The sequence below is a fragment of the Shewanella phaeophyticola genome, assembly GCF_025398315.1.
Lineage (GTDB): Bacteria > Pseudomonadota > Gammaproteobacteria > Enterobacterales > Shewanellaceae > Shewanella > Shewanella phaeophyticola.
Genome location: NZ_JAODOQ010000001.1, coordinates 4,187,840 through 4,214,237, shown reverse-complemented (window position 1 = coordinate 4,214,237; position 26,398 = coordinate 4,187,840). Strand labels below are relative to the sequence as shown.

At 42.9% G+C, this 26,398-nt stretch carries 16 protein-coding genes, 2 rRNA genes and 3 pseudogenes; 14 read left to right on the top strand and 7 right to left on the bottom strand.

Annotated elements, in window-relative coordinates; all coding sequences use genetic code 11:
- Positions 1–289: 289 nt before the first annotated feature.
- The 3 genes from N4T56_RS19570 (at position 290) to N4T56_RS19560 (ending at position 6,752) form a co-directional block, all read left to right on the top strand.
- Positions 290–3,186, top strand: a 23S ribosomal RNA gene (locus N4T56_RS19570).
- Between the two features lie 211 nt (positions 3,187–3,397).
- Positions 3,398–3,514: ribosomal RNA gene (rrf, locus tag N4T56_RS19565) — 5S ribosomal RNA — on the top strand.
- A gap of 754 nt (positions 3,515–4,268) precedes the next feature.
- A complete protein-coding gene (locus tag N4T56_RS19560; protein WP_261734356.1) occupies positions 4,269–6,752 on the top strand; it encodes a putative bifunctional diguanylate cyclase/phosphodiesterase in 2,484 nt (827 codons plus the stop codon).
- Here N4T56_RS19560 and N4T56_RS19555 read toward each other — a convergent pair.
- Both N4T56_RS19555 and N4T56_RS19550 read right to left on the bottom strand, forming a co-directional pair.
- Positions 6,718–7,692, bottom strand: a complete 975-nt coding sequence (locus tag N4T56_RS19555) for an alpha/beta fold hydrolase (protein WP_261734355.1) — start codon at positions 7,690–7,692, stop codon at positions 6,718–6,720. The genes N4T56_RS19560 and N4T56_RS19555 overlap by 35 nt on opposite strands.
- A 58-nt stretch (positions 7,693–7,750) precedes the next feature.
- Positions 7,751–9,556, bottom strand: coding sequence for a DUF885 domain-containing protein (locus tag N4T56_RS19550; RefSeq protein WP_261734354.1), 1,806 nt, complete (start codon positions 9,554–9,556; stop codon positions 7,751–7,753).
- Positions 9,557–9,775: 219 nt separating this feature from the next.
- On the opposite strand from N4T56_RS19550, the gene add reads away from it, so the two are divergent.
- Positions 9,776–10,774, top strand: coding sequence for an adenosine deaminase (gene add, locus N4T56_RS19545; RefSeq protein WP_261734353.1), 999 nt, complete (start codon positions 9,776–9,778; stop codon positions 10,772–10,774).
- A gap of 156 nt (positions 10,775–10,930) precedes the next feature.
- On the opposite strand, the gene hemN is transcribed toward add, so the two are convergent.
- The 3 genes and pseudogenes from hemN to N4T56_RS19530 all read right to left on the bottom strand — a co-directional run bounded on the left by hemN (position 10,931) and on the right by N4T56_RS19530 (position 14,884).
- Entirely contained in the window at positions 10,931–12,307 is a 1,377-nt protein-coding gene (hemN, locus tag N4T56_RS19540) for an oxygen-independent coproporphyrinogen III oxidase (protein WP_261734352.1), read from the bottom strand.
- A 184-nt stretch (positions 12,308–12,491) separates the two neighbouring features.
- Positions 12,492–13,241, bottom strand: a complete 750-nt coding sequence (locus N4T56_RS19535; protein ID WP_261734351.1) for an NRDE family protein — start codon at positions 13,239–13,241, stop codon at positions 12,492–12,494.
- Positions 13,242–13,297: 56 nt separating this feature from the next.
- A pseudogene (locus tag N4T56_RS19530) lies at positions 13,298–14,884 on the bottom strand (metal transporter).
- A gap of 264 nt (positions 14,885–15,148) precedes the next feature.
- Here N4T56_RS19530 and N4T56_RS19525 point away from each other — a divergent pair.
- The 3 genes from N4T56_RS19525 to N4T56_RS19515 all read left to right on the top strand — a co-directional run bounded on the left by N4T56_RS19525 (position 15,149) and on the right by N4T56_RS19515 (position 19,104).
- Positions 15,149–15,745 carry a YhgN family NAAT transporter gene (locus tag N4T56_RS19525; protein ID WP_261734350.1) on the top strand — a complete coding sequence of 199 codons (597 nt, stop codon included), beginning with the start codon at positions 15,149–15,151 and terminating at the stop codon, positions 15,743–15,745.
- 183 nt (positions 15,746–15,928) lie between these two features.
- A complete protein-coding gene (locus tag N4T56_RS19520; RefSeq protein ID WP_261734349.1) occupies positions 15,929–16,237 on the top strand; it encodes a hypothetical protein in 309 nt (102 codons plus the stop codon).
- Positions 16,237–19,104, top strand: a complete 2,868-nt coding sequence (locus N4T56_RS19515) for an immune inhibitor A domain-containing protein (RefSeq protein WP_261734348.1) — start codon at positions 16,237–16,239, stop codon at positions 19,102–19,104. The genes N4T56_RS19520 and N4T56_RS19515 overlap by 1 nt, the downstream gene beginning before the upstream one ends.
- A 71-nt stretch (positions 19,105–19,175) precedes the next feature.
- On the opposite strand, the gene N4T56_RS19510 is transcribed toward N4T56_RS19515, so the two are convergent.
- A complete protein-coding gene (locus N4T56_RS19510) occupies positions 19,176–19,742 on the bottom strand; it encodes a chorismate--pyruvate lyase family protein (RefSeq protein ID WP_261734347.1) in 567 nt (188 codons plus the stop codon).
- 126 nt (positions 19,743–19,868) lie between these two features.
- Between N4T56_RS19510 and N4T56_RS19505 the strand changes: the two genes are divergently transcribed.
- Together N4T56_RS19505 and rlmF are read left to right on the top strand one after the other, a co-directional pair.
- Positions 19,869–20,267, top strand: coding sequence for a flagellar basal body-associated protein FliL (locus N4T56_RS19505; RefSeq protein WP_188924733.1), 399 nt, complete (start codon positions 19,869–19,871; stop codon positions 20,265–20,267).
- Positions 20,267–21,330 (top strand): annotated as a pseudogene (gene rlmF / locus N4T56_RS19500) (23S rRNA (adenine(1618)-N(6))-methyltransferase RlmF). The gene N4T56_RS19505 and the pseudogene rlmF overlap by 1 nt, the downstream one beginning before the upstream one ends.
- Before the next feature lie 9 nt (positions 21,331–21,339).
- Here rlmF and N4T56_RS19495 read toward each other — a convergent pair.
- A complete protein-coding gene (locus tag N4T56_RS19495; RefSeq protein WP_261734346.1) occupies positions 21,340–22,200 on the bottom strand; it encodes a formate dehydrogenase accessory sulfurtransferase FdhD in 861 nt (286 codons plus the stop codon).
- A 335-nt stretch (positions 22,201–22,535) separates the two neighbouring features.
- On the opposite strand from N4T56_RS19495, the gene N4T56_RS19490 reads away from it, so the two are divergent.
- The 5 genes and pseudogenes from N4T56_RS19490 (at position 22,536) to N4T56_RS19470 (ending at position 26,396) form a co-directional block, all read left to right on the top strand.
- On the top strand, positions 22,536–23,003 hold the full coding sequence (locus N4T56_RS19490; RefSeq protein WP_261734345.1) for a DUF3305 domain-containing protein: 468 nt from the start codon (positions 22,536–22,538) through the stop codon (positions 23,001–23,003).
- Positions 23,000–23,644, top strand: a complete 645-nt coding sequence (locus N4T56_RS19485; protein WP_261734344.1) for a DUF3306 domain-containing protein — start codon at positions 23,000–23,002, stop codon at positions 23,642–23,644. The genes N4T56_RS19490 and N4T56_RS19485 overlap by 4 nt, the downstream gene beginning before the upstream one ends.
- Positions 23,645–23,784: 140 nt before the next feature.
- A pseudogene (locus N4T56_RS19480) lies at positions 23,785–25,472 on the top strand (4Fe-4S binding protein).
- A 10-nt stretch (positions 25,473–25,482) separates the two neighbouring features.
- Positions 25,483–26,148, top strand: coding sequence for a TorD/DmsD family molecular chaperone (locus tag N4T56_RS19475; protein ID WP_261734343.1), 666 nt, complete (start codon positions 25,483–25,485; stop codon positions 26,146–26,148).
- Positions 26,149–26,198: 50 nt separating this feature from the next.
- Positions 26,199–26,396 carry a formate dehydrogenase gene (locus tag N4T56_RS19470; protein ID WP_188919404.1) on the top strand — a complete coding sequence of 66 codons (198 nt, stop codon included), beginning with the start codon at positions 26,199–26,201 and terminating at the stop codon, positions 26,394–26,396.
- The last annotated feature ends 2 nt before the right edge of the window (positions 26,397–26,398 follow it).

Genomic DNA, 26,398 nt, shown 5'->3' with positions numbered 1-26,398 from the left:
ATGCGCCGCGAGCCGGTAAGCATTGTTCTTTAACAATTTGGAAAGCTGATAGTACTAACTAAAAGGCGCATAAATGACGATTCGTTGTTGTTTGTGTGATTAGGTTAGTGCGAAAAACGTTAATGCGAAAGCATTAACACTTGAGTTCTCAAAACACTGTTTAAGTGTCTTGAATATTCTAAAAACTAAGGCGATTTCGTGTGCGAAAGTGCATGAATTATCAAAGTAAAAACCAGCTGGTCATGATATGACCCAGAGTTCACGTAAGTGAAACTCATTTGGGTTGTATGGTTAAGTGACCAAGCGTATACGGTGGATGCCTTGGCAGTCAGAGGCGATGAAGGACGTAGTAACTTGCGAAAAGCGTTGGCGAGCTAGTAACAAGCATTTGAGCTAACGATGTCCGAATGGGGAAACCCACTCACATAAGTGAGTATCTGCACATGAATACATAGTGTGTAGAGGCAAACCCGGGGAACTGAAACATCTAAGTACCCGGAGGAAAAGAAATCAACCGAGATTCCCCTAGTAGCGGCGAGCGAACGGGGATTAGCCCTTAAGTCAGTGGGGTGTTAGTGGAATGTGTTGGAAAGCACAGCGGCACAGGGTGATAGCCCCGTACACGAAAACTAACCATTGATGAAAACGAGTAAGGCGGGACACGTGACATCCTGTTTGAATATGGGGGGATCATCCTCCAAGGCTAAATACTCCTGACTGACCGATAGTGAACCAGTACCGTGAGGGAAAGGCGAAAAGAACCCCTGTGAGGGGAGTGAAATAGAACCTGAAACCGTATACGTACAAGCAGTGGGAGCGGTTCTTGAGACCGTGACTGCGTACCTTTTGTATAATGGGTCAGCGACTTACATTTTGTAGCGAGGTTAAGCGAATAGCGGAGCCGTAGGGAAACCGAGTGTTAACTGCGCGTTTAGTTGCAAGGTGTAGACCCGAAACCCGGTGATCTAGCCATGGGCAGGTTGAAGGTTGAGTAACATCAACTGGAGGACTCGAACCGACTTATGTTGAAAAATGAGCGGATGACTTGTGGCTGGGGGTGAAAGGCCAATCAAACCGGGAGATATCTGGTTCTCCTCGAAAGCTATTTAGGTAGCGCCTCGTACGAACACCATTGGGGGTAGAGCACTGTTAAGGCTAGGGGGTCATCCCGACTTACCAACCCTTTGCAAACTCCGAATACCAATGAGTGCTATACGGGAGACAGACGGCGGGTGCTAACGTCCGTCGTCAAAAGGGAAACAACCCAGACCGTCAGCTAAGGTCCCAAAGTGTATGTTAAGTGGGAAACGATGTGGGAAGGCTTAGACAGCTAGGATGTTGGCTTAGAAGCAGCCATCATTTAAAGAAAGCGTAATAGCTCACTAGTCGAGTCGGCCTGCGCGGAAGATGTAACGGGGCTAAACATACCACCGAAGCTACGGGTGCATTTCATTAGAGATGCGCGGTAGAGGAGCGTTCTGTAAGCGGTTGAAGGTGAAGGGGTAACCCACACTGGACGTATCAGAAGTGCGAATGCTGACATGAGTAACGATAAAGGGAGTGAAAAACTCCCTCGCCGAAAGACCAAGGGTTCCTGTCCAACGTTAATCGGGGCAGGGTGAGTCGACCCCTAAGGTGAGGCCGAAAGGCGTAATCGATGGGAAACAGATTAATATTTCTGTACTTTTGCTAACTGCGATGGAGAGACGGAGAAGGCTAGGCTAGCGCGGCGTTGGTAGTCCGCGTTTAAGGTGGTAGGCTGATTTCTTAGGCAAATCCGGGAAATCTTAAGGCCGAGAGCTGATGACGAGTCACTAAGGTGATGAAGTAGTTGATGCCATGCTTCCAGGAAAATCTTCTAAGCTTCAGGTTAGTAGAAATCGTACCCCAAACCGACACAGGTGGTCGGGTAGAGAATACCAAGGCGCTTGAGAGAACTCGGCTGAAGGAACTAGGCAAAATGGTACCGTAACTTCGGGAGAAGGTACGCTCCTGACGGTGATGAGACTTGCTCTCTAAGCTGTTGGGAGTCGCAGATACCAGGTGGCTGCAACTGTTTATCAAAAACACAGTACTGTGCAAAATCGCAAGATGACGTATACGGTATGACGCCTGCCCGGTGCCGGAAGGTTAATTGATTGGGTTATCCGTAAGGAGAAGCTCATGATCGAAGCCCCGGTAAACGGCGGCCGTAACTATAACGATCCTAAGGTAGCGAAATTCCTTGTCGGGTAAGTTCCGACCTGCACGAATGGCGTAATGATGGCCACGCTGTCTCCAGCCGAGACTCAGTGAAGTTGAAATTGCGGTGAAGATGCCGTATACCCGCGGCTAGACGGAAAGACCCCGTGAACCTTTACTATAGCTTGGCACTGAACATTGAACCTACATGTGTAGGATAGGTGGGAGACTTTGAAGCATGAACGCTAGTTTGTGTGGAGTCAATCTTGAAATACCACCCTTGTAGTTTTGATGTTCTAACCGCGGCCCCTTATCGGGGTTCGGGACAGTGCCTGGTGGGTAGTTTGACTGGGGCGGTCTCCTCCCAAAGAGTAACGGAGGAGCACGAAGGTTGGCTAAGTACGGTCGGACATCGTACGGTTAGTGCAATGGCATAAGCCAGCTTAACTGCGAGACATACACGTCGAGCAGGTACGAAAGTAGGTCATAGTGATCCGGTGGTTCTGAATGGAAGAGCCATCGCTCAACGGATAAAAGGTACTCCGGGGATAACAGGCTGATACCGCCCAAGAGTTCATATCGACGGCGGTGTTTGGCACCTCGATGTCGGCTCATCACATCCTGGGGCTGAAGTCGGTCCCAAGGGTATGGCTGTTCGCCATTTAAAGTGGTACGCGAGCTGGGTTCAGAACGTCGTGAGACAGTTCGATCCCTATCTGCCGTGGGCGTTGGATGATTGAAGGGGGCTGCTCCTAGTACGAGAGGACCAGGAGTGGACGAACCGCTGGTGTTCGGGTTGTTATGCCAATAGCATTGCCCGGTAGCTACGTTCGGGATCGATAACCGCTGAAAGCATCTAAGCGGGAAGCGAGCCCTAAGATGAGTCATCCCTAGAGCTTTAAGCTCTCTAAAGGCCGTAGGAGACTACTACGTTGATAGGCAAGGTGTGTAAGCGTTGTGAGGCGTTGAGCTAACTTGTACTAATGACCCGTGAGGCTTAACCATACAACCCAGATGGGTTTTACTGATACGAACTTAGTATTAGAATAGAGCACTTAAGTGGTGTGTAGAGACTCAAAGCAATCAGCTTTCCGAATTATTATTTAATGCTCAATGTAGCATTAGATAGAGGAGCAATTTATCAAATACATCCATGTATTTGACCCTAACGAGCCGCACTAAAGTGCGTTAAAAATTTGTTCCGTACAATTTTTTGTCTGGAAACCATAGAGCTGTGAATCCCACCTGATCCCATTCCGAACTCAGAAGTGAAACACAGTATCGCCGATGGTAGTGTGGGGTCTCCCCATGTGAGAGTAGGTCATTTCCAGACGCTTAATAAGTACGAAAGCCCGTTGCTAACGCAACGGGCTTTTTTACGTCTAAGATTTGTGTGTCAAATGAGCAAGATAGCAGTGTGGTCGATATGCCCATGTGAGAGTAGGTCATTTCCAGGCACCTAATTTCTCTGAAAAGAGAGTGATAAGCCCGTTGCTAACACAACGGGCTTTTTTACGTCTAAGGTTTGTGCGTTGAATGGGCATGATAGCAGTGTGGTCGATATGCCCATGTGAGAGTAGGTCATTTCCAGACGCCGAATTTCTCTGAAAAGAGAGTGATAAGCCCGTTGCTAACGCAACGGGCTTTTTTACGTCTGGAATTTGAGCTTTGTGCATCAATTATTATTGGTCGAAATGAGCATCAATAGCAGTGTTGTCAATCAGTAAAATTGTGTTATTTCAAGCAGCTATAGAAGCTCTACAAAAATCAGGCATTCAATATCAATTTTTAACTCGACTTGGCTTTAATTGTTATTCTATTGTTATGGCGAAATGAGCTTTCTTTATCTTCTAGCGCTTATTGCTTGATGATCGAGCCCTAACACAATGATTTGTTGATGCATTCAGGTTTGGTGGTTAATAGACACTGAATTCTATTGGTATATGCACTACAATATGTGGAGTAAAGCCCTTCATGATTAAACAGTCATTATCCTGTTTATGTGGTTGTGTTCTATAACTATTCCTTTACATATTGCTAAGATTACCGCTAGCATATATTTATCTATTTTATTGGGTGGGTTTATTTTGCCTCGGTTGCCGAAACTGTCTTTGTCTTTCCTTATTCCTGCGTGTTTTATTATCCTTTACCTCGGTTTGGTAAGTGGGGAGTATTTTTATGAGCATGCAGAATTAAATGATCAATTAGCGTTAAGACAATCAGAGCAAATTCAAAAAGATCTTTTCCGTATGAGTCATGTAATTGAATCTTCTGTGATGACTCAAGATTTTGAACGTATAGAGCAAGAGGTTGCCTTAGTATCGACCGATCAGAATATGATGGCTTATGTTATTTTAGATTCTGCTAGCGATATTAAATTTGCTAACCATATTATTTGGCGTGAAAGTAATGCTATCAATGTACTTGAAGGTTATTCAGCCGATAAGCATAGTGCTGCTATTGGCAGTAATAAACCTAATGTAACTGTTAATTTTGAACGCTTATCGATTCAAGCTTATTATCCACTCAATTCAAATTCACGCTTTAGTTATTCTAATACCGTAGAACTTATTTACCTTGAATATGATATCGCTAATCTATTGTCTGAAGCTACAGAGAGCTTACTCAAGCGTTTTATTGAAATATGGGGCTTAGGTGCAATTGTACTGACGTTGTTTTGTATTCTCTTACATTATGCTTTTATTCGCCCATTATCCCAATTAAGTCATGCCGCTAAAAACATCGATAAGCCCGACTTCAATACCAATATTATTTGCGTAACGCGTGAAATGTCTACTTTACGGGATTATTTAAATTTAGTGAAAGGTCGTTTATATCGCAGCCAAAAGCGACTTAATGATGCAGAGCAGCGTTGGCTGTTTGCTGTCGAGGGCGCGCGAAATGGAATTTGGGATTGGGCGATTGCTACTGGTGATGTGTTTGTTTCTGATCGTTGGAAAGAAATATTAGGCTATCAACCATATGAACTAGATAATGATTATTCTGTTTGGGAATCTCGTTTACATCGTGAAGATAAGCCTCAGGTATTAAATACCTTACAGAATTACATCAATAATCAACATGATGAATATGAGAGTGTGCATCGCTTACGACACAAAGACGGCCGTTATATTTGGGTGCTTGATCGAGGGAAAATTGTTGAGTGGGATGAGTTAGGTAGGCCTTTACGGATTATTGGTACCATTACTGATGTTTCTGGTGACGTTAAAAGTCAGCGAATTTCGGTGGATAAACCTAATCACAATGGCTTAACAGATTTAATCAATCGAGAAGTTCTTGCTGATCAACTTTATGATTTGCAAGTGCTTAGCCGTAAGACTGGCCAGTTCTCTGCGCTCCTTATGATTAATTTAGATAACTTTAAGCTGATCAATGATGCTCTTGGCCGACAGTTAGGTGACCGTTTATTGATGCAAATTGCTGCCCGATTATCTGGGAGTTTTTCAAGTGCGGGAACTGTGGCTCGCCTTGGCGCAGATGAATTTGTTATTTTGGCTAAAAACTTCGGTCATGATATTGATCAAGCAAATAAGCGTGCATTGGCTTTAGCTAGTGAAGTTAGGCAGCTCATTGGTCGTGGGTTCACTATTTCCGAACAAAACTTATCAATAACAGCCAGGGTGGGGTTAGTTGTTTTTGATGGAATTGAATCGTTAGAACCACAAGTATTATTGGCTCGAGCGGATAGTGCTTTAGATCAAGCTAAGGATAGTCGTTCTAATGGTTGTGCTATCTATCAGCCAGAATTAGACCAACAACATGTACAGCCAATAAAACTGCAAAGTGAGCTTAAGCTTGCCATCCATAATAAACAAATGTCTTTGGTGTATCAGCCCGTTGTTGATCATACAGGGCAATTGAATAGTGTCGAAGTATTGATGCGCTGGTATCACCCACAATTTGGTTATATTAGTCCGCGCAAATTTATTGCCGCAGCTGAAGTAACTGATTATATTTTTGAAATTGAGCTCTGGGCACTCGACCAAGTATTGTTGTTAATCAATTCTTTACAGCAAATGAATTCAACTGTGCCTGTGATGTCACTTAATATTTCTTCAAGGCATTTTCATCAGGATCATTTTGCTCACGTGGTAATGAGCAGAATATCAGCGACCTATGTATCACCTAAATTACTGCAATTTGAAATAGCAGAAGACATTTTTAAGGTTAATGCTGATGACGCAAGAAATAAGATTATAGAACTACAAGCTTATGGTATTAATATCGCGATGGACGATTTTGGTGGTGGTTCTTGTGGTGTGCATCAATTACAAGGGATTTCATTTTCACAGGTTAAGTTGGCGGCTGTGTATCTTGAAGAAATAGAATATAACCCTGAAATATTTAACATTGTTAACGCCATAGTTGAGTTTGCGAATAAGTTGAATTTACCCGTCGTCGCTAAGCAAATCGAAAACAAAAAACAACTCAACTTATTAACTCACGCAAAATGTACGGGATTTCAAGGTTACATTATTAGCCGTCCACTTGATAAAGACGACATTACACAGTTGATTAAGACGCAGCTATCGTTGAGTGTTGCGCCATAAAGTCCATTGAATACGATAAGGCGATATTGCGCATTATATCCGTTTCAATAAAGACCTCATGAAAAGCTCCTTCAATAACCACTTTGTGGCACTTGTTACTGAGGGAACGATTTTGTGCTTCATTGCAAACGACGCTGTCTTTTTCTGCCTGTAAAATCAAAATCGGAGTTTGGCTCTCTTTGGCATAACCTATGCTTTGCATCGCTGCATCTAAGGCTTCAAGTAACCAATGATTAGTCGGTGATCCTAATTGAGCCTTTGGTGTGGAATTAAATAAATTTCGATAATACTGGTAGCGCTGTGGGCTATGAGTGAGTTGATTTCGGTTAAAATTAACCGCTTGATAAGCACCACCGCCTAATACAAAGCGACTGTTTACTTTACCATTAACCATCTGACTGTTATCAAATTTAGCGGCTAACCAGCGTACTAGTGACTCAGCAAAAGGCAGATTAATGCCAAACATCGGGGCTGAGAATACGGCGGCAGTAAATGTGGTGGGGTGTAAGTGTATATAGTGACTTGCGATAGTACTTCCCATTGAATGAGCTAACATAAATAGTTCCGTATGCTCAAAAGGCGTGACTATTTCATCGATAAACTGGCTAAGGTCTTGAGTATAATCGCTAAAGCTATCCACATATCCCATATGAGGGTTATGTGTCAGCCGGTCAGATAGCCCTTGACCTCGATGATCTAATGCATAAATGCTAAAACCCTGATGAAATAAATCAAACATTAACTCTTTATATTTTATATATGACTCAACACGACCATTGCTAATGACTATTGCTTTTTGGCTATCTGGATGTTGGATATGGGCATAAGCGATATTAATCCCGTCTGGTGTATTAAAGTGGCTTTGTTTGACTCCTAGCCAAAAATCGCGCTGGGCGCTGGTATCTAACTTGAGTTCAGACGAAAATTTCATGTAATGCATTATGTATAAGCCAGCTGGTTAATATGTTTAGGTGTTTATCGGGTTATATCAATGGCCGTTAACTTTGGGCATTGGTTGATAATAAGGCTTGTTGCTGCAAGATAAACTGATCAATCATTTGTTCTAATACTGACATTGGAATTGACCCATTTTCAAGTACCGCATCATGAAAAGCACTGAGATTAAAATCAGCGCCTAATTCGGCCTCTGCTTTTGCACGCAAGCGTTTAATGGTGAGCTCACCTATTTTGTAAGACAGTGCTTGTCCTGGCCATGAAATATAACGGTCAATTTCTGTTGTGACATTATGCATTGATAACGCAGTATTGCTGGCCATAAAATCAATTGCTTGTTGACGACTCCAGCCTTTTGCATGCATGCCTGTATCGACTACTAGGCGGGCAGCTCGCCACATTTCGTAAGTTAAACGGCCAAAGTTACTGTATGGATCTTGATAAAATCCAGCTTCAAGTCCGAGGTATTCTGAATATAGCCCCCAACCTTCACCAAACGCTGAAATATAGCTATAGCGTCTAAAGTTGGGTAAATCTGCTAGCTCTTTGTTTAATGAAATTTGTAAATGATGTCCTGGTACGGCTTCATGTAATGTAAGTGCTTCGAGCTCATACAAAGGGCGTTTATCTAACGCGTAAGTATTAACCCAATAATAGCCAGGCTCATCATCGCGGTTTGAGCCAGAGTAACGTCCAGTTGTATATTTAGGTGCTATTTCTGCAGGAACTGGTGCAATGCCGTAAGGTGTGCGAGGTAATTGACCAAAATATTTAGGCAGCATAGCGTCGGCTTTTTTGGCGATAAAGGCGGCTTCCTTTAGTAGCTCATCTGCCGACTTTGGGTAAAACTGTGGATCGGTGCGTAAAAAATGTAAAAAGTCCGCAAAACTGCCGTCAAATTTTACTTGTTGAATAATTGCTTCCATTTCGGCGCGTATTCTTGCTACTTCCTCAAGCCCTAACTTATGAACTTGCTCGGCACTCATATTAACAGTGGTGTAATAATTCACTCTATTTTGATAAAACGCAGAGCCATTAGGTAGTGCTGAAGCTGCTATTTCAGTGCGTGCATTAGGAATATACTCTTGGGTCATGAAGTCATAAAACTGCTGGTAAAGTGGCAATACAGTATTTGCGACTAACTCAAGACCTTTCTGGGTAAGTGCGGTTTTCTGTGCAGCGCTGAAATGGTCTGGGTAGTGAGTGAATGGCGTAAAATAGCCGCTTTTTTGTGGTTCAACAATAAAAGCACTGATACTGTCTTCAAAGCCTTTTAAGGTGACTTTTGCAGGCGTTATTCCGCTAGCAAGGCCTTGCTTAAGCCAAAATGTTTGTTGCTCAAAATAACGTGGCATGCCTTCTAACTTGGCAATATATTGTTGGTAATCGTCAATATTGTTAAAAGATGATTTTGCGATGGAGGCGATATAGGCATGAAAGCCACTTTCTGCAGTGATGGGTAAGTAATGATCATGATAATGATAAAGGTCGACATCATTTTGCAGTTGAGCTTGGAGCATATCAGCGTTGATAACACTAGCTGTAGATAACTTACTGCGGTCTAGCGCAGCGAGTTGTGTGAGTAGTGTTTTTGTTTGCAGATCTTTTTGTGCTAACGATTCTGGGGATAGGTCAGTGAGTTTACTGGCGGCATCTTTGTTACCTAAACTGGCGGCAAGCTCTGGAGAGTCGGCTAACGTGAGCGCCCAGCTTTTATCGATTAAGGTCTGTAACTCTTGTTCAGTATTGGCTTGTGTCGCAGGAGCGTCTATGGAGGGTTGAGGTGTCGCGTTGAATTGACAGCCAGATATACTGAATATAAAAAGTGCAGGTAACAGCAGCAAGCGCATCAAAAAGTCCTTTAATTTGGCAAAGTGTTGGCTTCGTTTATTGAGAGTATGCCCGATTTCAATCCAAAAACACATCGCAAATACTGTTTAGACTTGTTGTGACTGAAATCAGAAAAAAACAATCGCCATCAGAAAATATGTAAATACATGTTAAACTGAATACTATTCTCTGACCGACAAAATCAAACCAATGGCAGGGTAAGTTTATAGGGGTTAATTATGATCGATACAACCATTCCGCTGGTTGATTTGCATCGTCATTTAGACGGTAATGTTAACGTAAAAACCATTTGGGAATTAGGCCATCAACATGGCATTAAGTTACCCGCTAATTCGTTAGAAGAACTTGCCCCTTTTGTGCAAATTCAGGGTAAAGAAAACAACCTTGTCGATTTTTTAAAGAAGCTAGATTGGATGGTTGCTGTATTGGCTGATTTAGATGCTGTTAAGCGTGTTGCCTACGAAAACGTAGCCGATGCCGCTGCACAAGGGTTAGATTACGCAGAGCTGCGCTTTAGTCCTTACTATATGGCGATGAATCATAATTTACCCATTGAAGGTGTGGTTGAAGCGGTTATTGATGGTGTACGTGCAGGTGTTAAAGAGTACGACGTTCAAATTAACCTTATTGGTATTATGTCGCGCTCTTTTGGCCAAGAAAAATGCCGTTTAGAGCTAGAAGGCATTCTAGCGCACCGTGACAGCATTGTTGCAATGGATCTCGCGGGTGACGAGCTAGGTTTCCCAGGCGACTTATTTACTGAACACTTTAAACGTGTTCGTGATGCTGGACTACAAATCACTGCACATGCGGGCGAGGCTGCGGGTGCAGAAAGCATGTGGCAAGCCATTAACGTTTTAGGTGCCACTCGTATTGGTCATGGTGTTAATGCCATCCATGATCCTAAATTAATGGAATACCTCGCGAAGCATCGTATTGGTATTGAATCGTGTCCAACCAGTAATTTGCATACCTCAACTGTTGCAAACTATGATGTGCATCCTCTGCGTAAATTTTTAGACGCTGGCGTGTTAATTGGTTTGAATACTGATGACCCAGGAGTAAGCGCAATTGACATCGCGCACGAGTATCGTGTGGTTAAATCAGAAATGGGCTTTAGCGATAGCCAATTGGCAACCTTGCAACGTAATGGCGTTGAGATGACCTTTTTGTCAGACAGTGAGCGTAAAGCGTTATACGCAAGAAAAGCTAAATAGTCTCTAGGGTCTGTTAATCTTTGCTGCAAAAACAACCTTGAAAGATCAACAGACCCTAGTAAATGCTGTAATATTTTGAGGTAAACCTTATAAAGTACATAACAAAATAGCCAGCAAATGCTGGCTATTTTTATGTCATATATGTTTAACTCTGAGTTAAATCACCCGTGAGAACTGCTGTTGGCGGGCTTTTTGACGATAATACACATCAAAGCACATACAGATATTACGGATAAGTAGGCGACCGGTCGCGCTAACAGTAAGTTTGCGGTCTGTTATGTCGACAAGCTTATCGTCAATAAAGGTCTGTAATAACTTTAAGTCTTCAGCAAAGTAGTCTTCAAATTGAATATCAAACGCAGCATCAATTTTGGCCATGTCTAAGTCAAAGTGACAAATGATTTGCTTAATTACCGCGCGGCGGATTTCATCATCACGATTTAAGCTGCAGCCTTTCCAAAGTGCATGACCATTAGCATCAATGGACTCATAGTAAGGGCGAATGTCTTTTTGGTTTTGTGCATAACAATCGCCAATTTGGCTGATTGATGAAACACCTAAACCTAACAAGTCACATTCTTCCTGAGTGGTGTAACCTTGGAAGTTGCGGTGTAGTTTGCCGGCATTTTGTAACTTGGCTAATTCATCATTAGGTTTAGCAAAGTAATTCATACCAATAAACTGATAACCGGCACCCGTTAAAGACTCGATGGTTTGATGCAACATATCAAGTTTTTGTTGTGGTGATGGCATATCGGCATCTTTAATTTTACGTTGCGCCGCAAAACGAGATGGCAAATGCGCATAGTTAAATACCGATAAACGATCTGGCGATAATTCAATAATGCGTGCAATTGTTTGAGCAAAAGTTTCTGGTGTTTGTAGCGGTAGACCGTAAATAAGGTCTACGTTAGTCGATACAAACCCTAATGCTTTCGCTTTGGCAATTAAGTCGAAAATAAATTGTTCGTCTTGTTCGCGATTCACCGCAACTTGAACGTCTTTATTAAAGTCTTGCACACCAATAGATACCCGGTTAAAACCGGCTTCTTTTAATGTGTCTAACATACTCAGTTCAATCTCACGTGGATCGACTTCAATTGAGTATTCACCCACTTCAGCAAAATTAAAGTGTTCTTTAATCAACGCCGTTAACTTAAGAATTTGCTCTGGGCTTAAGAAGGTGGGTGTGCCGCCGCCCCAATGCATTTGGGTTACGGTGTAATTTTTGAATAGCGGTGCGCGCTTAATAATTTCAGCGGCTAAATACTCTATATATTGGTCTGCTTTGTGGGCATGGCGGGTAATAATTTTATTACAGCCACAGTAGTAACAAAGCTTGGCACAAAAAGGAATATGCACATACAACGACAGTTTGTCGGTTTTGCTATTTTTAATCGATGTCAGTAAATCTTGCTCAGTAAAAGCGTCATCGAATTCTAATGCGGTCGGATAAGAAGTATAACGGGGACCGCTGTAATTGTATTTTTCGATCATCGACTGATCCCAACTAATCTGAGTGGGCTGCTTCAAGGCGTGTCCTCCGGGGGTAAATTAGCAACACACGAAGTATGCAATGTTCGTAAACAAATTAACTTGATCTAGGTTGTAAAAATGAATGTTGCTTGTTTAAACCCATGCAGTTTAGCGCCCGCTGATATGAGATTTTGTGAGTAATGAGGAGTATGTCACAGTCTGTTGGCGTGAAATGTTGAAGTTAACCCAGTGTAAATTGCTGCGAACCGAGATTTCGCGCTTTACCGTCATAACGCGTTTCACAAAATGTCATACTGCCACTTCGGTGTTTGAGCAAAATACTGGTTGAGCGGGTGCCATACTCTTCGTGTTGAATAAAAATAGAGGACAGTCTTCGTTCCCACTCCATGCTCAAGCCTGTTTGTGGTAAATCTGCATCTGCTGGTTGAGAGGTGTCGAGCATTATTGTGCGTAAGGCTTCCACATCAGGTTGAGCCGTTTTGGATATGTAACTTTGAAGTGCTTGCTGACCTTTAGCCATTTTAGGCCATACATCGTCTAATGCACCATTACTCACCGCATGAAACCCTGGCGACAACAATGTCGTTTGCAAAGTTTTACTGTTAAAGCAATACAGTTGTTGCTGTTGTTGAAACACTAAATTGAAAGGATTGTAGTTGATGGCGTGTTCGCTTAACCATTGAGGGGTGATATCAGTTGTGCATAGCGCATTTACGACCAATTCACCACGACTTCGTACACCGTCTTGCGGCTCCATTTCTCGTATATTGGTTAATCCTGCAAATTGGCCAAGTTGATTCATTCCAAGCCAAGTACCGCCGGCAAGTTTATCTTGCCCTGCATAGATGGCGGGTGTGGTTGGCCAACAATGTGCGGGTTCTGTTGCTCTATGATGAAACTCATCACGATTGGCACAAATAATCAGTGGATAATCTGGGTGGGCATCAATAGCAACGAACAAAATACACATGGGGCTACTCGTTAAAGGACGGTAACCCCATCATAACCATAAATGTTATTTACGGGTTATTTATGTTGATGATTGTGCTCTGAGTTATCAGCTTTAGCATGTGCATGATGGTGGCCATGGTTATGAGCTTTTGTATGGTCATGTGGCGCAGATTTTATATTAATCATCAAGCGACTTAAAAACTGACGAGGCCAAGGCGTAATAAGCTTGCGCCAAATAGTAATGCTATCGCCACCAAGCCAATCATATTGACGCTATCTGGCAGATTTAACGTGGCTGTTGAGTTTAATGTTACTTGGTCTGCTACCATTAGCCCTGCCAACAAAATAACGCCTAACATCAAGCCTTGTTTCCAATTCATTAATTTTAACTGACCAATACTGAGCACTGGTGCGGCTAATAACGTAAAGGCAACGGCTATTTGACTCCAGCCGCTGTAAGCTAAAGCTAATGCTAAAATAACAGTGCCAAGGTTACAAAAGCGCATGGGTAAAAAGACCAGCAGTAAAATGAATACTTGTAGCGCTGGGTTTTCTAATGGTACGGATGGGTGACCAATTAAATTCGCTAATACTAAACTTAATATTATCCAAGGTGCGCTTCGGTCAATGAGTTGGCCAAAACCAAAACGCAGCGCCGAGTTAGGTTGTGAAGGATGTGGGTCTGTAATCTCAACTTGAGTCACCGTCATCAATACACCTATCGCCAATAAGCCGAACAGCTGGTACAGGGCAAACCAGGTACCAGTAAAAGTAAGGTCACCAAAAGAGCTTCAGGCCCTGCTAGGCGTTGTAACCAGCGCAGAGCCAGTGAGTGATGAGATGGCCGTAAACCCATAGCAAATCGAACAGTCGCAATAACATAGCTGGCTAATAAAATGGGTGAAATGGTTAATAACCAGCTCACAAACTGTTCAGAGCCATGGTTATTATGTGCATGCTCGTGGCCTCCGGTGTCCATTAACAATAATAGTGCCAACAAACCTAAGCCCAGTAAGCTGCCAATGCCTGCCTGGTATTGATATTTTCCTTGCTTGTCTTCGTGCTGGTGACCATGAGGTTGATGTAGTACAACATGTAAAATTGAGCCGGTCACAAATGCTTGTAAATAAACCGTATTTTCCAGGCTTAATTGAATTAATAACTGCTCACCAGCAAAATAGCCTGCTGCGGTGAGTAACATCATTGCCGCTAACACTATACTGGCCCAATGGGTTCCCACTTGCGGCTTTAATAGCCACCAAATAGCCACACCGACAGGTAAACGGTGCATAATCACGCCCAAGGCCAGTAGAATAGAGTTGCCTTCTTGTTGTGCTAGTATCATTGCACCACCATCGGTAATCGTGTGCAGTAACAGCCCGCCAATACCGAGGGTTAAAGTAATATTATGGGTAATGTCTGAATATCGATGAAACAGTTTTTCGCTGGCAGTAGGCCCTCAAACACCGAGCAACACAAAAAACAGTGTGATAAATCCGCCGTGTTCGAGCAGTTCTGGCAATATATGGATGAGCACTAGCCCACCTAGCGAGACAAATATAAACCCGTCTAAGCCTTTTTGTAGCCCGCTTCCCGATGAAAAGTAACGGTAAAAAAGTGACCAAATAATAATGCGATACAACTAGCGATGAGATAGAGCATGTTATCCAAGAGTTCAATCGAAAAAAAACGATGCAGTATAACATTTTTCAATTATGTTGTAGCGTGCGAATAGCGCAAGCTGAAAAATTTACTTAAAACAGATAATGCAAGCAATGCTCGATAGTCAGCCATAGGCCACAGTGAAGGTAGAGGACTGTGCTAATGGAAACAGATTAAACGAATATCTGACTCATTACGTCGATTGTTGTGACTCTTTCGGTATACAATATCGTCATTGTTTTACAAATTAAAAGATAGTTGTCCATGGATATTTTTTCTGCTGCTGTGATGTTATTTCTGATTATGGATCCCCTCGGTAATTTACCGATTTTTGCCTCCATATTGCGCCACATAGATCCTAAAAAGCGCCGCAGAGTGTTAATCCGTGAATTGTTATTTGCGCTAGTTATCATGTTGTCATTCTTGTTCGCTGGCGAAGCTATCTTGAATTTTCTTAATTTGCGTTCAGAATCTGTCAGCATTGCCGGCGGGATTATTCTATTTTTAATTGCGATTAAAATGATTTTTCCATCACCAGGTGGTGTAGCAGGCTTAGCTGCGGGTGAAGAGCCGTTTATTGTGCCAATGGCCATTCCGTTAATGGCTGGCTCGTCTATTTTGGCCGCGTTGATTTTATTAGCGCATACCGATAGCAGCCGAATGATGGATTGGACTATTGCTTTAGTGTCTGCATGGGCTTTAAGTGCGTTTATTTTGATGTTTTACAAATTATTTACCCGTTTATTAGGCGAAAAAGGGTTAACTGCTGTTGAGCGATTGATGGGGATGGTGCTGGTGATGATATCGGTGCAAATGTTACTCGATGGCATTTCAAACTATATTAACCACACCACAGGTTAATCGACCGAAATCACTTTTAAAACCGACTTTATGAGTCGGTTTTTTTGTTTTGTTAAGCCCTCTTAATGATTTATTTACTACTTTTTAATCGAACAGTCATCAAACATTAAACAATGTCTAAGTTTAATTGTAAGTCTATCGTTGCAACTGTTAATGTCATGTAATTATGGGTTGGGGTGATATATGAAATATATTTTGATTATGTTGGGACTGTTAAGCTTGCTGGGTTGCCAACATCAAGTGACTGAGACGCAAACTGACAAACAGGTCGCCGAAGTGGCCACCAAACCTATCATTAAAGATTGCGATCCTAGTGGTATGCCGCCGATACGAGATCGCAGCAAGTTAATTGCAAACTTGCGCGCCAAAGGAATAATTACTGACGATATGGATCAGGCACAAATAGATAAAACGGTTGCCGACTATATTGCTAAGCGTCAAAAAGCATTTGAAAAATGCCACAAACCTACACCAAATACAGGTAAGTCGTAATGAGTAAGTTAACTAAATATCAAGGGGTTGCTGTTTCTAGCTTGTTGCTTGCATGCAGCAGTATGGCCGCGGTAGCCGCGCCGCAAACGGGCACGCCAACCGATGGCGCTATCATCAATGAACAGCAAGTATTGTATTGGTTAATTAAACGCGGTGAATTAGCGGCAGATGCCAGTGATGCAGAAAAACAAGCTGCTGTAGAAGCATTTGTGAGCCGCGGTCGTGATGCCACGTTTAAACCCGCAGCCATTGAAGTCAAAGCTGAGCAAGCGCGTCTTAATCAGTTATCACAGTCAATTAGTAGCAGTAAAACGGCTCAATATGTGGCCTCAAATAACACCGTTCAGGCTGACCAAGATATCACTAAAACGGTTAAAGTGTTGGCTGTGCTGGTGGACTTTCCTGATTTACCTTACGATGCTAACCAGCTTGAATCTGGCGATACTGCGATGTATTACAGCAGTTACCCCGCATCACATTACCAGCAATTGTTGTTCTCAGAGACTGGTTTTACTGGACCCAATAATGAAACGTTACAGTCGGCGTATCAATATTTTCAGGCTGTATCGGGCGAGAGTTTCTTTTTTACCGGTGACGTGAAAGGTTGGATTACAGCAGACAATAACGCGGCATATTATGGTGCCAATAATGCTGACGAAGATGATCAAGCCGTGCCTGAATTAGTTAAAGAGGCGGTTGTTAAAGCGGTTGCCGATATGACCGATGCCGAATTAGCAACTTATGATGTAGAAGATCCATACGACTTAGATGGCGACGGTAATTACGATGAAGCCGACGGCATCATTGACCATGTGATGCTGTTTCACTCAAGTATTGGTGAAGAAGCGGGTGGCGGTGTATTGGCCGATGATGCTATTTGGTCGCATCGCTATTATGTTGATACCAGCACTACCGGTTATACCATACCTGGGCGTGGTGGCCTTAAAGTATTTGGTTATACCGTGCAACCTATCGACTCTGCTGCCGGTGTCTGTACCCATGAGTTTGGCCATGATTTAGGTTTACCCGATGAATATGATCTCACTTACAGTGGCGATGGTTCACCCGTAGGCGCCTGGTCGTTAATGTCTGGCGGCAGTTGGACAGGGAGCATTGCCGGGGCTCAGCCAAGTGGCTTTAGCCCATATGCGAGATCATACCTTCAGCAAAAATATAAAGGTAAATGGGTTAACGAGCAAAATATTGCTCTAGCCGATTTAACCAGCAGTGGTACTGCTGTGCAGTTAAATCATGCGGTTAATGCCGATGCTGTAAACCAGCTATCGATAGCCTTACCCGCTGAGGATATTGCCTTTACCGCTCCTTTCAGTGGCGAGTACCAATATTATTCTGGCCAAGGCAACATGGTCAGTAATGCGATGTCATTTGATGTTACCTTGCCGCTAGATACGCCATTAGCACTGACATTTAAAGCGCATTGGAATATCGAAGTTGATTATGATTATGTGCAAGTGATGGTCGACAGTGTGGCTATTGCTGGTAACTACACCACCACAACTAATGCTATTTTCCCTAGTGTAAAAAACTACATTACAGGCCAATCAAGTGATATCAACACTGCAACGGGTACAGAATCCTGGGTTGATCTTAGCTTTGACCTTAGTGCTTATGCTGGACGCACCGTTCAAATCAGCATGGTGTATAAAACCGATGAAGCCGTTGGCGACTATGGTATGGCGATTGATGACATTCAACTGACCAATCAAGGTAACGCATTTTATGTTGATGGCGCTGAGGCTAGCGGTGTTGCAACTTTATCCGGTTTTAGCCGTATTGATGATAGTCGTCCTGGTAAAGCAAGACGTTATATTGTCCAGCTTCGCAGTCATCAAGGTGTTGATGGTGGATTGTTTTATGAAAAATACGAACCGGGTGTATTACTATGGTTAGAGAACTTTAACCAAGTTGATAATAATGTTTCAGAACACCCTGGTGAAGGTTTAATCGGGGTGATTGACGCCGATCAAAACCTTATCGGTACCCGCAGTACCGACGTGCAAATTCGTGATGCGACCTTTAGCTTGTATGCTCAAAGTAGTTACTCTGGCGATACATCTTTAGGTGCTGAGTCATTATTTGATGACAGCCGAGATTACAGCGCGCCACTTAAGCCACAAGCCGGCATGATATTACCTGAGTTAGGGTTAACCATGCAGGTAACTGAGCAAGCCTCCGATAGCAGTACGGCAACCGTTGAATTTGCATTAGCTGACAGCAGTGTTTTACCTGAAGTGACGCTTACTGCAGAGATTAGCGCACAAGTAAACGGTGCTGATGTGAGTTTTAGTGCTGAGGTTACTGGTGGCAGTGACTACACCTATGCTTGGTCTTTTGGTGATAATGCCACTAGCACAGATACCGCCCCCACTTATACTTACGCACAATCAGGTGATTATGACGTGAGCTTGGTAGTGAAAGACAGTGCGGGTAATACGGTAACCGCCACAGAAAACATACGAGTGGTCATATTGCCTGTTGCCGCGTTTACGTTAACTCAAACTGATGCCAGTGTCAGTGTGACAAACAGTTCAACCGAAGGCTTTGGTGGGCTCACCTACCTTTGGGATTTTGGCGATGGAAGTGCCTCAAGTACGGTAAAAAACCCGAGCTACACTTACACCCAGAGTGGCACTTATGCGGTGACATTAGTCGCTACAGACTCATTAGGCAATGAGTCAACGGTTAGTCAAAATGTGACGATTACGCTTGCTACCACGCCTACTACCACTACGCCTACAGAGACCACATCTACTGACAGTAGCAGTAGTGGCGGTAGTTTAGGTTGGTTAAGTTTGATGCTACTGTCACTTGTTGGTGGATATCGTAAGCTGACTCAAACCGTGTAAATATAGATTATCGACACCACCAATAAAAAGCCCATTACTTAACATAATGGGCTTTTTTATTGCTGTGCGGTTTAATACTGATTGATGTACTCAACTGCTGCGGGTAAAAAAATCTCGCTAACGATCAGTTGTGAATCAAGTAAATTAAAATAGCGTCTTCGCCCCCATAAACTCGATGTCACATGCTGGTCAAGGCTTGTGGCTAATGCAGCAAGTCTGCCACAGGTTTCGAACTGGGCTACTTCGATATCGCCTGGAGTAATATCTGGGCTGGTAAATAATACTTCTCCAAGCGGACGAACACCTAAACCCTGAAAATGATGGTGTTGAGTGTGTAAAATATTTTGTGGGATCAATGTGCGAGCAAACACCCAGGGTGAGCCATCAAGGCATAATAGTACTTCACGGATCCATACCGGTTCATTGTGGCTTGGAAACTCATGTTCAAGAGGTGAAAGCAAGTGCTCCCCAAGGACTTTGACTTCAAAATGGCGACAATGGTTTTTAAGGCGTTGGGTTAAACTACCTGGTGCTAATAACCAGTCTTTGAGTTGGTTATCGGGCAAGGAATCGATTTTTTGTGGCGAAAACCAATGAATTGATTCACCATATGGAAAGCTAACACTGGTCACGTTCATCTAAAACTCGTTACAATATACCTCAACGGCAATAGTCTATCATGTCGTGAATCACCAAACACGCCTCAAGGTGTGTACAACATGGCCGATTTAATTAACGTTACATCTTTAGGAGTGTCTCTTATTATGAAAAAATGGTTTTTTACGTTAGTTATTTGGTGCTGTGTTTCATTAAACGTCAATGCGGCAGATGAAGGTGTTGAAGATTACGCATATTATGGCTTTGAGCCTGATATCGTGACTAATTATATTTCTAATCGTAAAAAATTAGGTTTTGTTAAGATCAGTGTTGAGTTGATGGTAAAAGATCCTAATGATCTTGTGAGTTTAGAGCACCATGATCCACTTTTACGTTCGGCCATCGTTGAAATTCTGGGTAACCAGTCTGAAGATAAAGTGAAATCGCTTTCTGGCCGAGAAGAAATTCGCCGTGAATGCTATGAAACCGTTAACCGTTTAATGGAGCAAGAAGTTGGCCGTGCAATTGTGGTTAATTTACTGTTCACCAAATACTTATACGATTAATGACCTATCCCAAATCTCGTGTTGGCCGAGCTAAGCAACCTACGGCTAAACGCTCGCCAACGGCACAGAAAAAAGCACCACAGAAAAAAGCCATAATCAAAACGTTACACCCTCGTAACGCTCACCAGCATGGCTATGATTTTGATAAGTTAGTTAGTGTAATGCCATCATTAGCCGCTTTTGTGCGGCCTAACCCTTATGGTAATTCATCAATCGACTTTGCCGACCCTCAAGCAGTTAAGGCGTTAAATGCGGCGTTGCTGCTCAGTGAATACAATATTAACGCCTGGGATATTCCGTCAGGATATTTATGCCCGCCAGTGCCTGGACGTGTGGATTACTTACACTACATTGCTGACTTATTAGCATTAAAAGGTCACATTAAACGTGGAGCAGGAATACGGGCGTTAGATATTGGTACCGGTGCCAATGGTATTTATCCTTTGTTGGGGATTACCACCTATGGTTGGCAATTTGTTGCTTCAGATATTGATCCCGCTTCGATTGATAACGTGGCTCATATTGCCAAGCAAAACCCTGATATTGCTGCAAACTTACAACTAAGGTTGCAACCCGACCCTCAGGCTATTTTTAATGGCATTATTACTAAAAACGAACGTTTTGATGTCACCATGTGTAACCCGCCTTTTCATCGTTCTTTAGCCGAAGCCTCCGCAGGTACTTTGCGTAAGGTGACTAATCTCGCTAAAAGCCAACAACAAAAACACGGCAAAACCTCAAGTAATTTATCTGCAGCACAAACTCATCCTAAGTTGAATTTTGGTGGGCAAAAAGCTGAGCTGTGGTGCGATGGTGGCGAGCAACAATTTTTAGCGAATATGATCAACCAAAGTAAAGCATTTGGCAGCCAAGTGCTGTGGTTTACTTCGTTAGTATCGAAATCAGACAATCTTAAGTCGTGTTATCAGTTGCTTAAGCAAATACATGCTGTTGAGGTGAAAACCATTGAAATGTACTTCAAGGCAATAAAGTGACTCGTATTTTGGCGTGGAGTTTTATCCCCACGCAATTGCATCAGCAGTGGGGACAATTACGAGGTTAGCTTGAGGTGTTATGCGTTATTTTTGAGTGCATCAAACTCTATGGTTTCACTGCCGTGATAAATCAAAAAATGACGCCCTTTGGCGCGTGCTATCAAGGTAATACCTAGCTGCATGGCTAAGTCTAAGCCCATTTGGGTAACACCACTGCGAGACAATAATACCGGTATTCCCATCTTGGCGACTTTAATCACCATTTCTGAGGTTAATCGGCCTGTAGTATAAAAGATTTTATCGCTGCCTGTTTGCTGCTCTAACCACATGTCACCGGCTAAGGTATCTACTGCGTTATGACGCCCAACATCTTCAACAAAGGCTAAAATTTTATCGTCTTGGCAGATACCACAGCCATGTACCGCACCTGCATTTTTGTAGGTTTCATTGTAGGCATTAATATTATTAAGTAGCGCATAAATTATTGATTGTTTTAAGGCTGGTGTCGGCAACACAATATCGTCTAAACCTTGTAAGAAACCACCATAAACCGTCCCTTGACCGCAACCTGATGTAACCGTTTTTTCCGACAACTTTTGTTCAATATCATCAGAGACTTCTTGGGTAATTACCGCGGCAGAACTCACATCCCAGTCAACAATGACAGACTCTAATAAGCTTAAATCGCTCAGAAATCCCTGGTTTTTAAGATAACCAATGGTTAATGATTCAGGTTTTGCTCCTAAGGTCATTAAGGTCACGATTGGACGCCAGTTTAAGTACACTGTTAGTGGACGTTCACAGGCGACAAATTTATCGACAATTTCACCTTGATCATCAACGGCTTTTACTGCAAGTGTTAATGGAACTTGAGTCGCTGTTTTTACAAACTTAACGGGCTTTTTAGTTGCAGATGTTGCCGAAGCAGATTGGGTCATAGGTAGCCTCTTGAGGTCTTTATTGAGATGTTGGCGCAGATAAATGGCTTCATCGTTGGTTTAGCATAGCAATAATTATTCCTTAAAACTGAAAACATCTTACTTAAGCGTGATCTGGCGCAAATCTTCAACAAATCAATACTTTTAACGTGTATTAATGTCCCAGTTAGCATTGCAGTGTGGACATAATGTCCTATTGTTAATGGATAAATTGGGATCAAGTTCAAAGTTAATTTTGATTTTTAGTTGGCACTATTTTTGCTGTAAATTAAGAATAGCAATTCAATTATCCGTGGCTAGTTCAGCACGTAATTAACTCAGAGGTCAGCATCAATATGCAACATACCGATAAGATATGGCCGATGTATGTGTCACTCAAAAAAGTGCAAGTGCAAACCGGACGCTGGTCATCAGTACGCTGGGAGCTTGAACACATGGTGCCAGCAACGCAACCTAAACCAGAGAATGCGGTGTTAATTCCGCTTGAGTTATACAAAGATCAACGCGGCAGTTACCGCATTAATCTCGATATGGAAAATCCAACGTTATTCATCGTGTGTGATGAGCTAAGCGATGGCACCTGGATCCCAGCGATGATTTCGGCTGACCAACACGTGAGCGCCGGTTGTCTAGAGTCAGACACGCCAGTGTTAAACGTTGCCATGCCAGGCGCCGTTGCCTGTTGGATTGAAGCCTTTATCACCCGCCATGGCGAAGTGGAAATTAGCGCCCATCGTCGCAAGCATGTTAATCGTCGTAAAAATGAAGGCCCGAGTGCAGATCATTTAGGAAACATGCAATGAGTAGCTCTGACGGATTATTAAGTCGTTGGGAGTTACGTCGCCAACGAGTCGCTGAAGAAGCTGAACAGCTTGAGCGAGAAGCCGCTCATGTCGATGAGACCGTTGATGTTATTGCCCTAGATAATGCGAGTCAAACAAACGATGTTGATGAGGCATTAACTGAGACCAATGTCGAAGACGAGCCGTTGCCCGATCCAAATACCATTGAAGTGGGTGGCAGCTTTGCTCGTTTTATGGCTAAAAATGTTGATCCAACCGCGAAAGCTGCAGCATTACGAGCCTTATGGAAACAACCACAATATGGGCATATTGATGGATTATTAGAATACGCTCTGGATTACTCCAATCAGCCAGTGTTATCTGCTGATGTATCAGCTGAATTAGCGAATAAAGTATTTCGTTATGTTGTTGAAAAAACTGATGATGCTGAAGATGAACAGCTAGCAGAAGTTGAAAACAACATTGATTCTCCGCTTGAAGCTGAAATGGCTGAAACGGTAAATAACACCGATGTTATCGATGGCGATGAATCGTTAAGTTTATCTCAACAATCGACAGAGCCACTTACGGCCAGTCATGCACAAGTTCAGGATGATGACCAGCTTGTGCCAGCTTTTGCCAGTGATGAGGCTAAAGGCTAACAGATCTCTGCATACCTATATGATATTGATAAAGTAATGGATGTGCTGTCAGTCGTTTGAATGAGCTTAGTTAAACAAGCGTTAATAGCAGTAATGAGCCACTGTCATTAACCCAGTATAAAACCGAAATTAGGAACGCAATGAGCATAATTAAAAACCAGCCTATGCTGAAACAAGCTCGGCAGCAGGTGATGGCGAATACGCAGATTCTACAAAATCTGATCCCGCCAACAGTCAGCTATACTACTCAAGGCAATGTATTAGTCATTGTACCCAGAAGATCTTGCCCGTTTAGCAGCGGACAAATTGTCCACTATGAACAACTGTGTCATTTTGGCTAATGAAGCGATTACCAGTCAGGATGAAGCTCACCTTGAAGCGGTAATGAATGCGGCAATTGACATTGAAAGCTACTATAATAAATTAATCAGCATTAAAGGCTTTTTAGGTCAGTTTCAGGTTAAGGTTGAAGGTGACAATGGCGTAAGCGATTTAAGTGTGGTGGCAATTCGTCAAGCCCACTTTGATATCGTGCTCGACTTAAGCCATAGTCCAAGCATTAACTTAGAAATGTTACCTCCTGGCTATTTTTACGTTGGCCAAGACCCTGCACTGCTTGCTGACGCGCTTGAGCAAATCCCTGATTTAGTCGGGGAGTTTGATAAGCCAAGATACGTCAAAGTAAATCATGATATTTGCGCTCATAACAAACATGGTTTAAATGGTTGCAATCGTTGTTTAAATTTTTGCCCTGCGGATGCAATTAGCAGCGTGGCGCAAAAAATTGAAATTGACCCATACCTTTGCCATGGCGCAGGCAGTTGCAGCAACGCTTGCCCAACAGGGGCATTAAGTTACGACTTACCGTCACCCAAATCATTGCATTCTTACCTTGAAAAGCTTGTTAGTCGCTACCGTTTACAAGCGCAAACAGCCCCCGTGGTGTTATTTCATGATAATGAAGCCGGTGCGCAATTTATTACAGACGAGCTAAGCGGTGATGTGTTACCCATCGCAATGGAAGAGATTACCGTTGCCAGTATTGACCATTGGATGACAACGTTAGCGTATGGCGCGCGTGAAATCCTTATCTTAAATACTGACTTAACCGCACCTACATTAACCCAAATGTTAAACGGTGAATTAGCGTTAGCAAATCGCATTTTAGATGAAATGTAGCCAGCCACAGCGTATACGTCTAATTAGTCCAGACGATCTTGCTGATTTATACCCATCGTTGGCAATCAGTTTAGCGTGGCCTGTCATTATGCCAATGACAGTAAACCAAGCTGACTTTCAGCCTGCTAGCAATGCCAAGCGAAGTTTGTTGTTTCAAGCTATTGATCATTTAAACAGCCAAGCTGCAGCCGTTGATAATGTGCTAGCTATCGCCAATATTCCTTATGGTGTTGTGAGCATTAACAGCGACAAATGTACGTTATGTATGTCATGCGTTGCGACTTGCCCAACCCAAGCGCTAAAAGATGGTGGTGATACGCCAGCACTTAAGTTTACAGAGCAAGACTGTGTGCAATGTGGTTTATGTGAAGCTGCTTGTCCTGAAAAAGTCATTAGCTTAGTGGCACAAATTAACTTTAATCCACAACAGCGCCAGCAAGTTCAAATACTAAAAAAAGAACCACCATTTGAATGTATACGATGCGGTAGCGAATTTGCCACCCAATCAATGGTGCACAAAATGATAGAAATGGTCGGCGCGCACAGTGCATTTAGCGCCAATATAGAGCGTTTGAAAATGTGTGGCGACTGCCGTGTAAAAGACATGTTTGAAGACATCCTTGACGATCCAGAAAAGCAATTGCGATAAGAGATCTGCTATGACAGAAACAGTGAGAGAAATAAGCGAGAACGACCAATTAAGAGCTGATATTTATCAGTTGTTGGCAGCGTTAATGCGCCGCCAACCGAGTGCCGAATTATTGCAGTTTTTAGCTGATTTAGACATAGAAGTCGACGAAGGCAACGCCATGAGCGATGCCTGGGTAGCATTGAAGCAAGCAGCACAAAAAAGTGATACTGATACACTAGAAGATGAATATTTTGCCATCTTCTTAGGGGTAGGCAGCGGTGAAATAATGCCTTACGGCAGTTGGTTTATGACAGGTTCATTAATGGACAAACCCCTAGCCGTATTACGCAGTGACTTAATGCAATTAGGATTTGAACGCGAAGAAAACGTCAAAGAACCAGAAGATCATGTCGCCGCACTATGCGAAGTGATGGGCTGCCTCATTTTAGAGGCACCAGGTTATCGCCAATTAGCGTTTTATCAGCGCCATATTGGTAGCTGGATTATTCGCTTTTGCGACCATTTAGCTAAAACACCTAGTGCTAAGTTTTACGTTGCGGTTGCGCAACTGGCTAACGCCTTTTTTACGGCCGAAGCTAACGAATTTGAACAGTTAAGTTTAAATATTCCGGTGAATTGTCCAGGTAGTGCTGACTTAGAACCAGTAGAAGAACAAGCTGTGCAAATTAACTAAACCGGATGATGGCCTAACCGGCCTCATCTTTTTATCAATAAGGAGACATTATGAAGAAGCAAGCTTCCGACATGGGTCGTCGTCAAATGCTAAAAGCATTAGCGCTCGGCAGTGCGGCAGGTGCTGTTGCAAGTGTGAGTGCTCCGGCACTTGCTCAAGTGACTAAACCTTCTACCGAAGAGCCTAAGGGCAATAACTATCGCGAAACAGAGCATATTCGTAATTACTATGCTTCGTTAAGCAAATAACA

What these genes read in the sequence shown, in the direction of transcription:
- add (WP_261734353.1), top strand. Translation starts at nt 9,776, where the DNA reads ATGATCGATACAACCATTCCGCTGGTTGATTTGCATCGTCATTTAGAC.
- N4T56_RS19515 (WP_261734348.1), top strand. Translation starts at nt 16,237, where the DNA reads ATGAGTAAGTTAACTAAATATCAAGGGGTTGCTGTTTCTAGCTTGTTG.
- N4T56_RS19495 (WP_261734346.1), bottom strand. Translation starts at nt 22,200, where the DNA reads ATGACCCAATCTGCTTCGGCAACATCTGCAACTAAAAAGCCCGTTAAG.
- N4T56_RS19525 (WP_261734350.1), top strand. Translation starts at nt 15,149, where the DNA reads ATGGATATTTTTTCTGCTGCTGTGATGTTATTTCTGATTATGGATCCC.
- N4T56_RS19550 (WP_261734354.1), bottom strand. Translation starts at nt 9,556, where the DNA reads ATGCGCTTGCTGCTGTTACCTGCACTTTTTATATTCAGTATATCTGGC.
- N4T56_RS19485 (WP_261734344.1), top strand. Translation starts at nt 23,000, where the DNA reads ATGAGTAGCTCTGACGGATTATTAAGTCGTTGGGAGTTACGTCGCCAA.
- N4T56_RS19470 (WP_188919404.1), top strand. Translation starts at nt 26,199, where the DNA reads ATGAAGAAGCAAGCTTCCGACATGGGTCGTCGTCAAATGCTAAAAGCA.
- N4T56_RS19520 (WP_261734349.1), top strand. Translation starts at nt 15,929, where the DNA reads ATGAAATATATTTTGATTATGTTGGGACTGTTAAGCTTGCTGGGTTGC.
- N4T56_RS19475 (WP_261734343.1), top strand. Translation starts at nt 25,483, where the DNA reads ATGACAGAAACAGTGAGAGAAATAAGCGAGAACGACCAATTAAGAGCT.
- N4T56_RS19490 (WP_261734345.1), top strand. Translation starts at nt 22,536, where the DNA reads ATGCAACATACCGATAAGATATGGCCGATGTATGTGTCACTCAAAAAA.
- N4T56_RS19510 (WP_261734347.1), bottom strand. Translation starts at nt 19,742, where the DNA reads ATGAACGTGACCAGTGTTAGCTTTCCATATGGTGAATCAATTCATTGG.
- N4T56_RS19505 (WP_188924733.1), top strand. Translation starts at nt 19,869, where the DNA reads ATGAAAAAATGGTTTTTTACGTTAGTTATTTGGTGCTGTGTTTCATTA.
- N4T56_RS19535 (WP_261734351.1), bottom strand. Translation starts at nt 13,241, where the DNA reads ATGTGTATTTTGTTCGTTGCTATTGATGCCCACCCAGATTATCCACTG.
- N4T56_RS19555 (WP_261734355.1), bottom strand. Translation starts at nt 7,692, where the DNA reads ATGCATTACATGAAATTTTCGTCTGAACTCAAGTTAGATACCAGCGCC.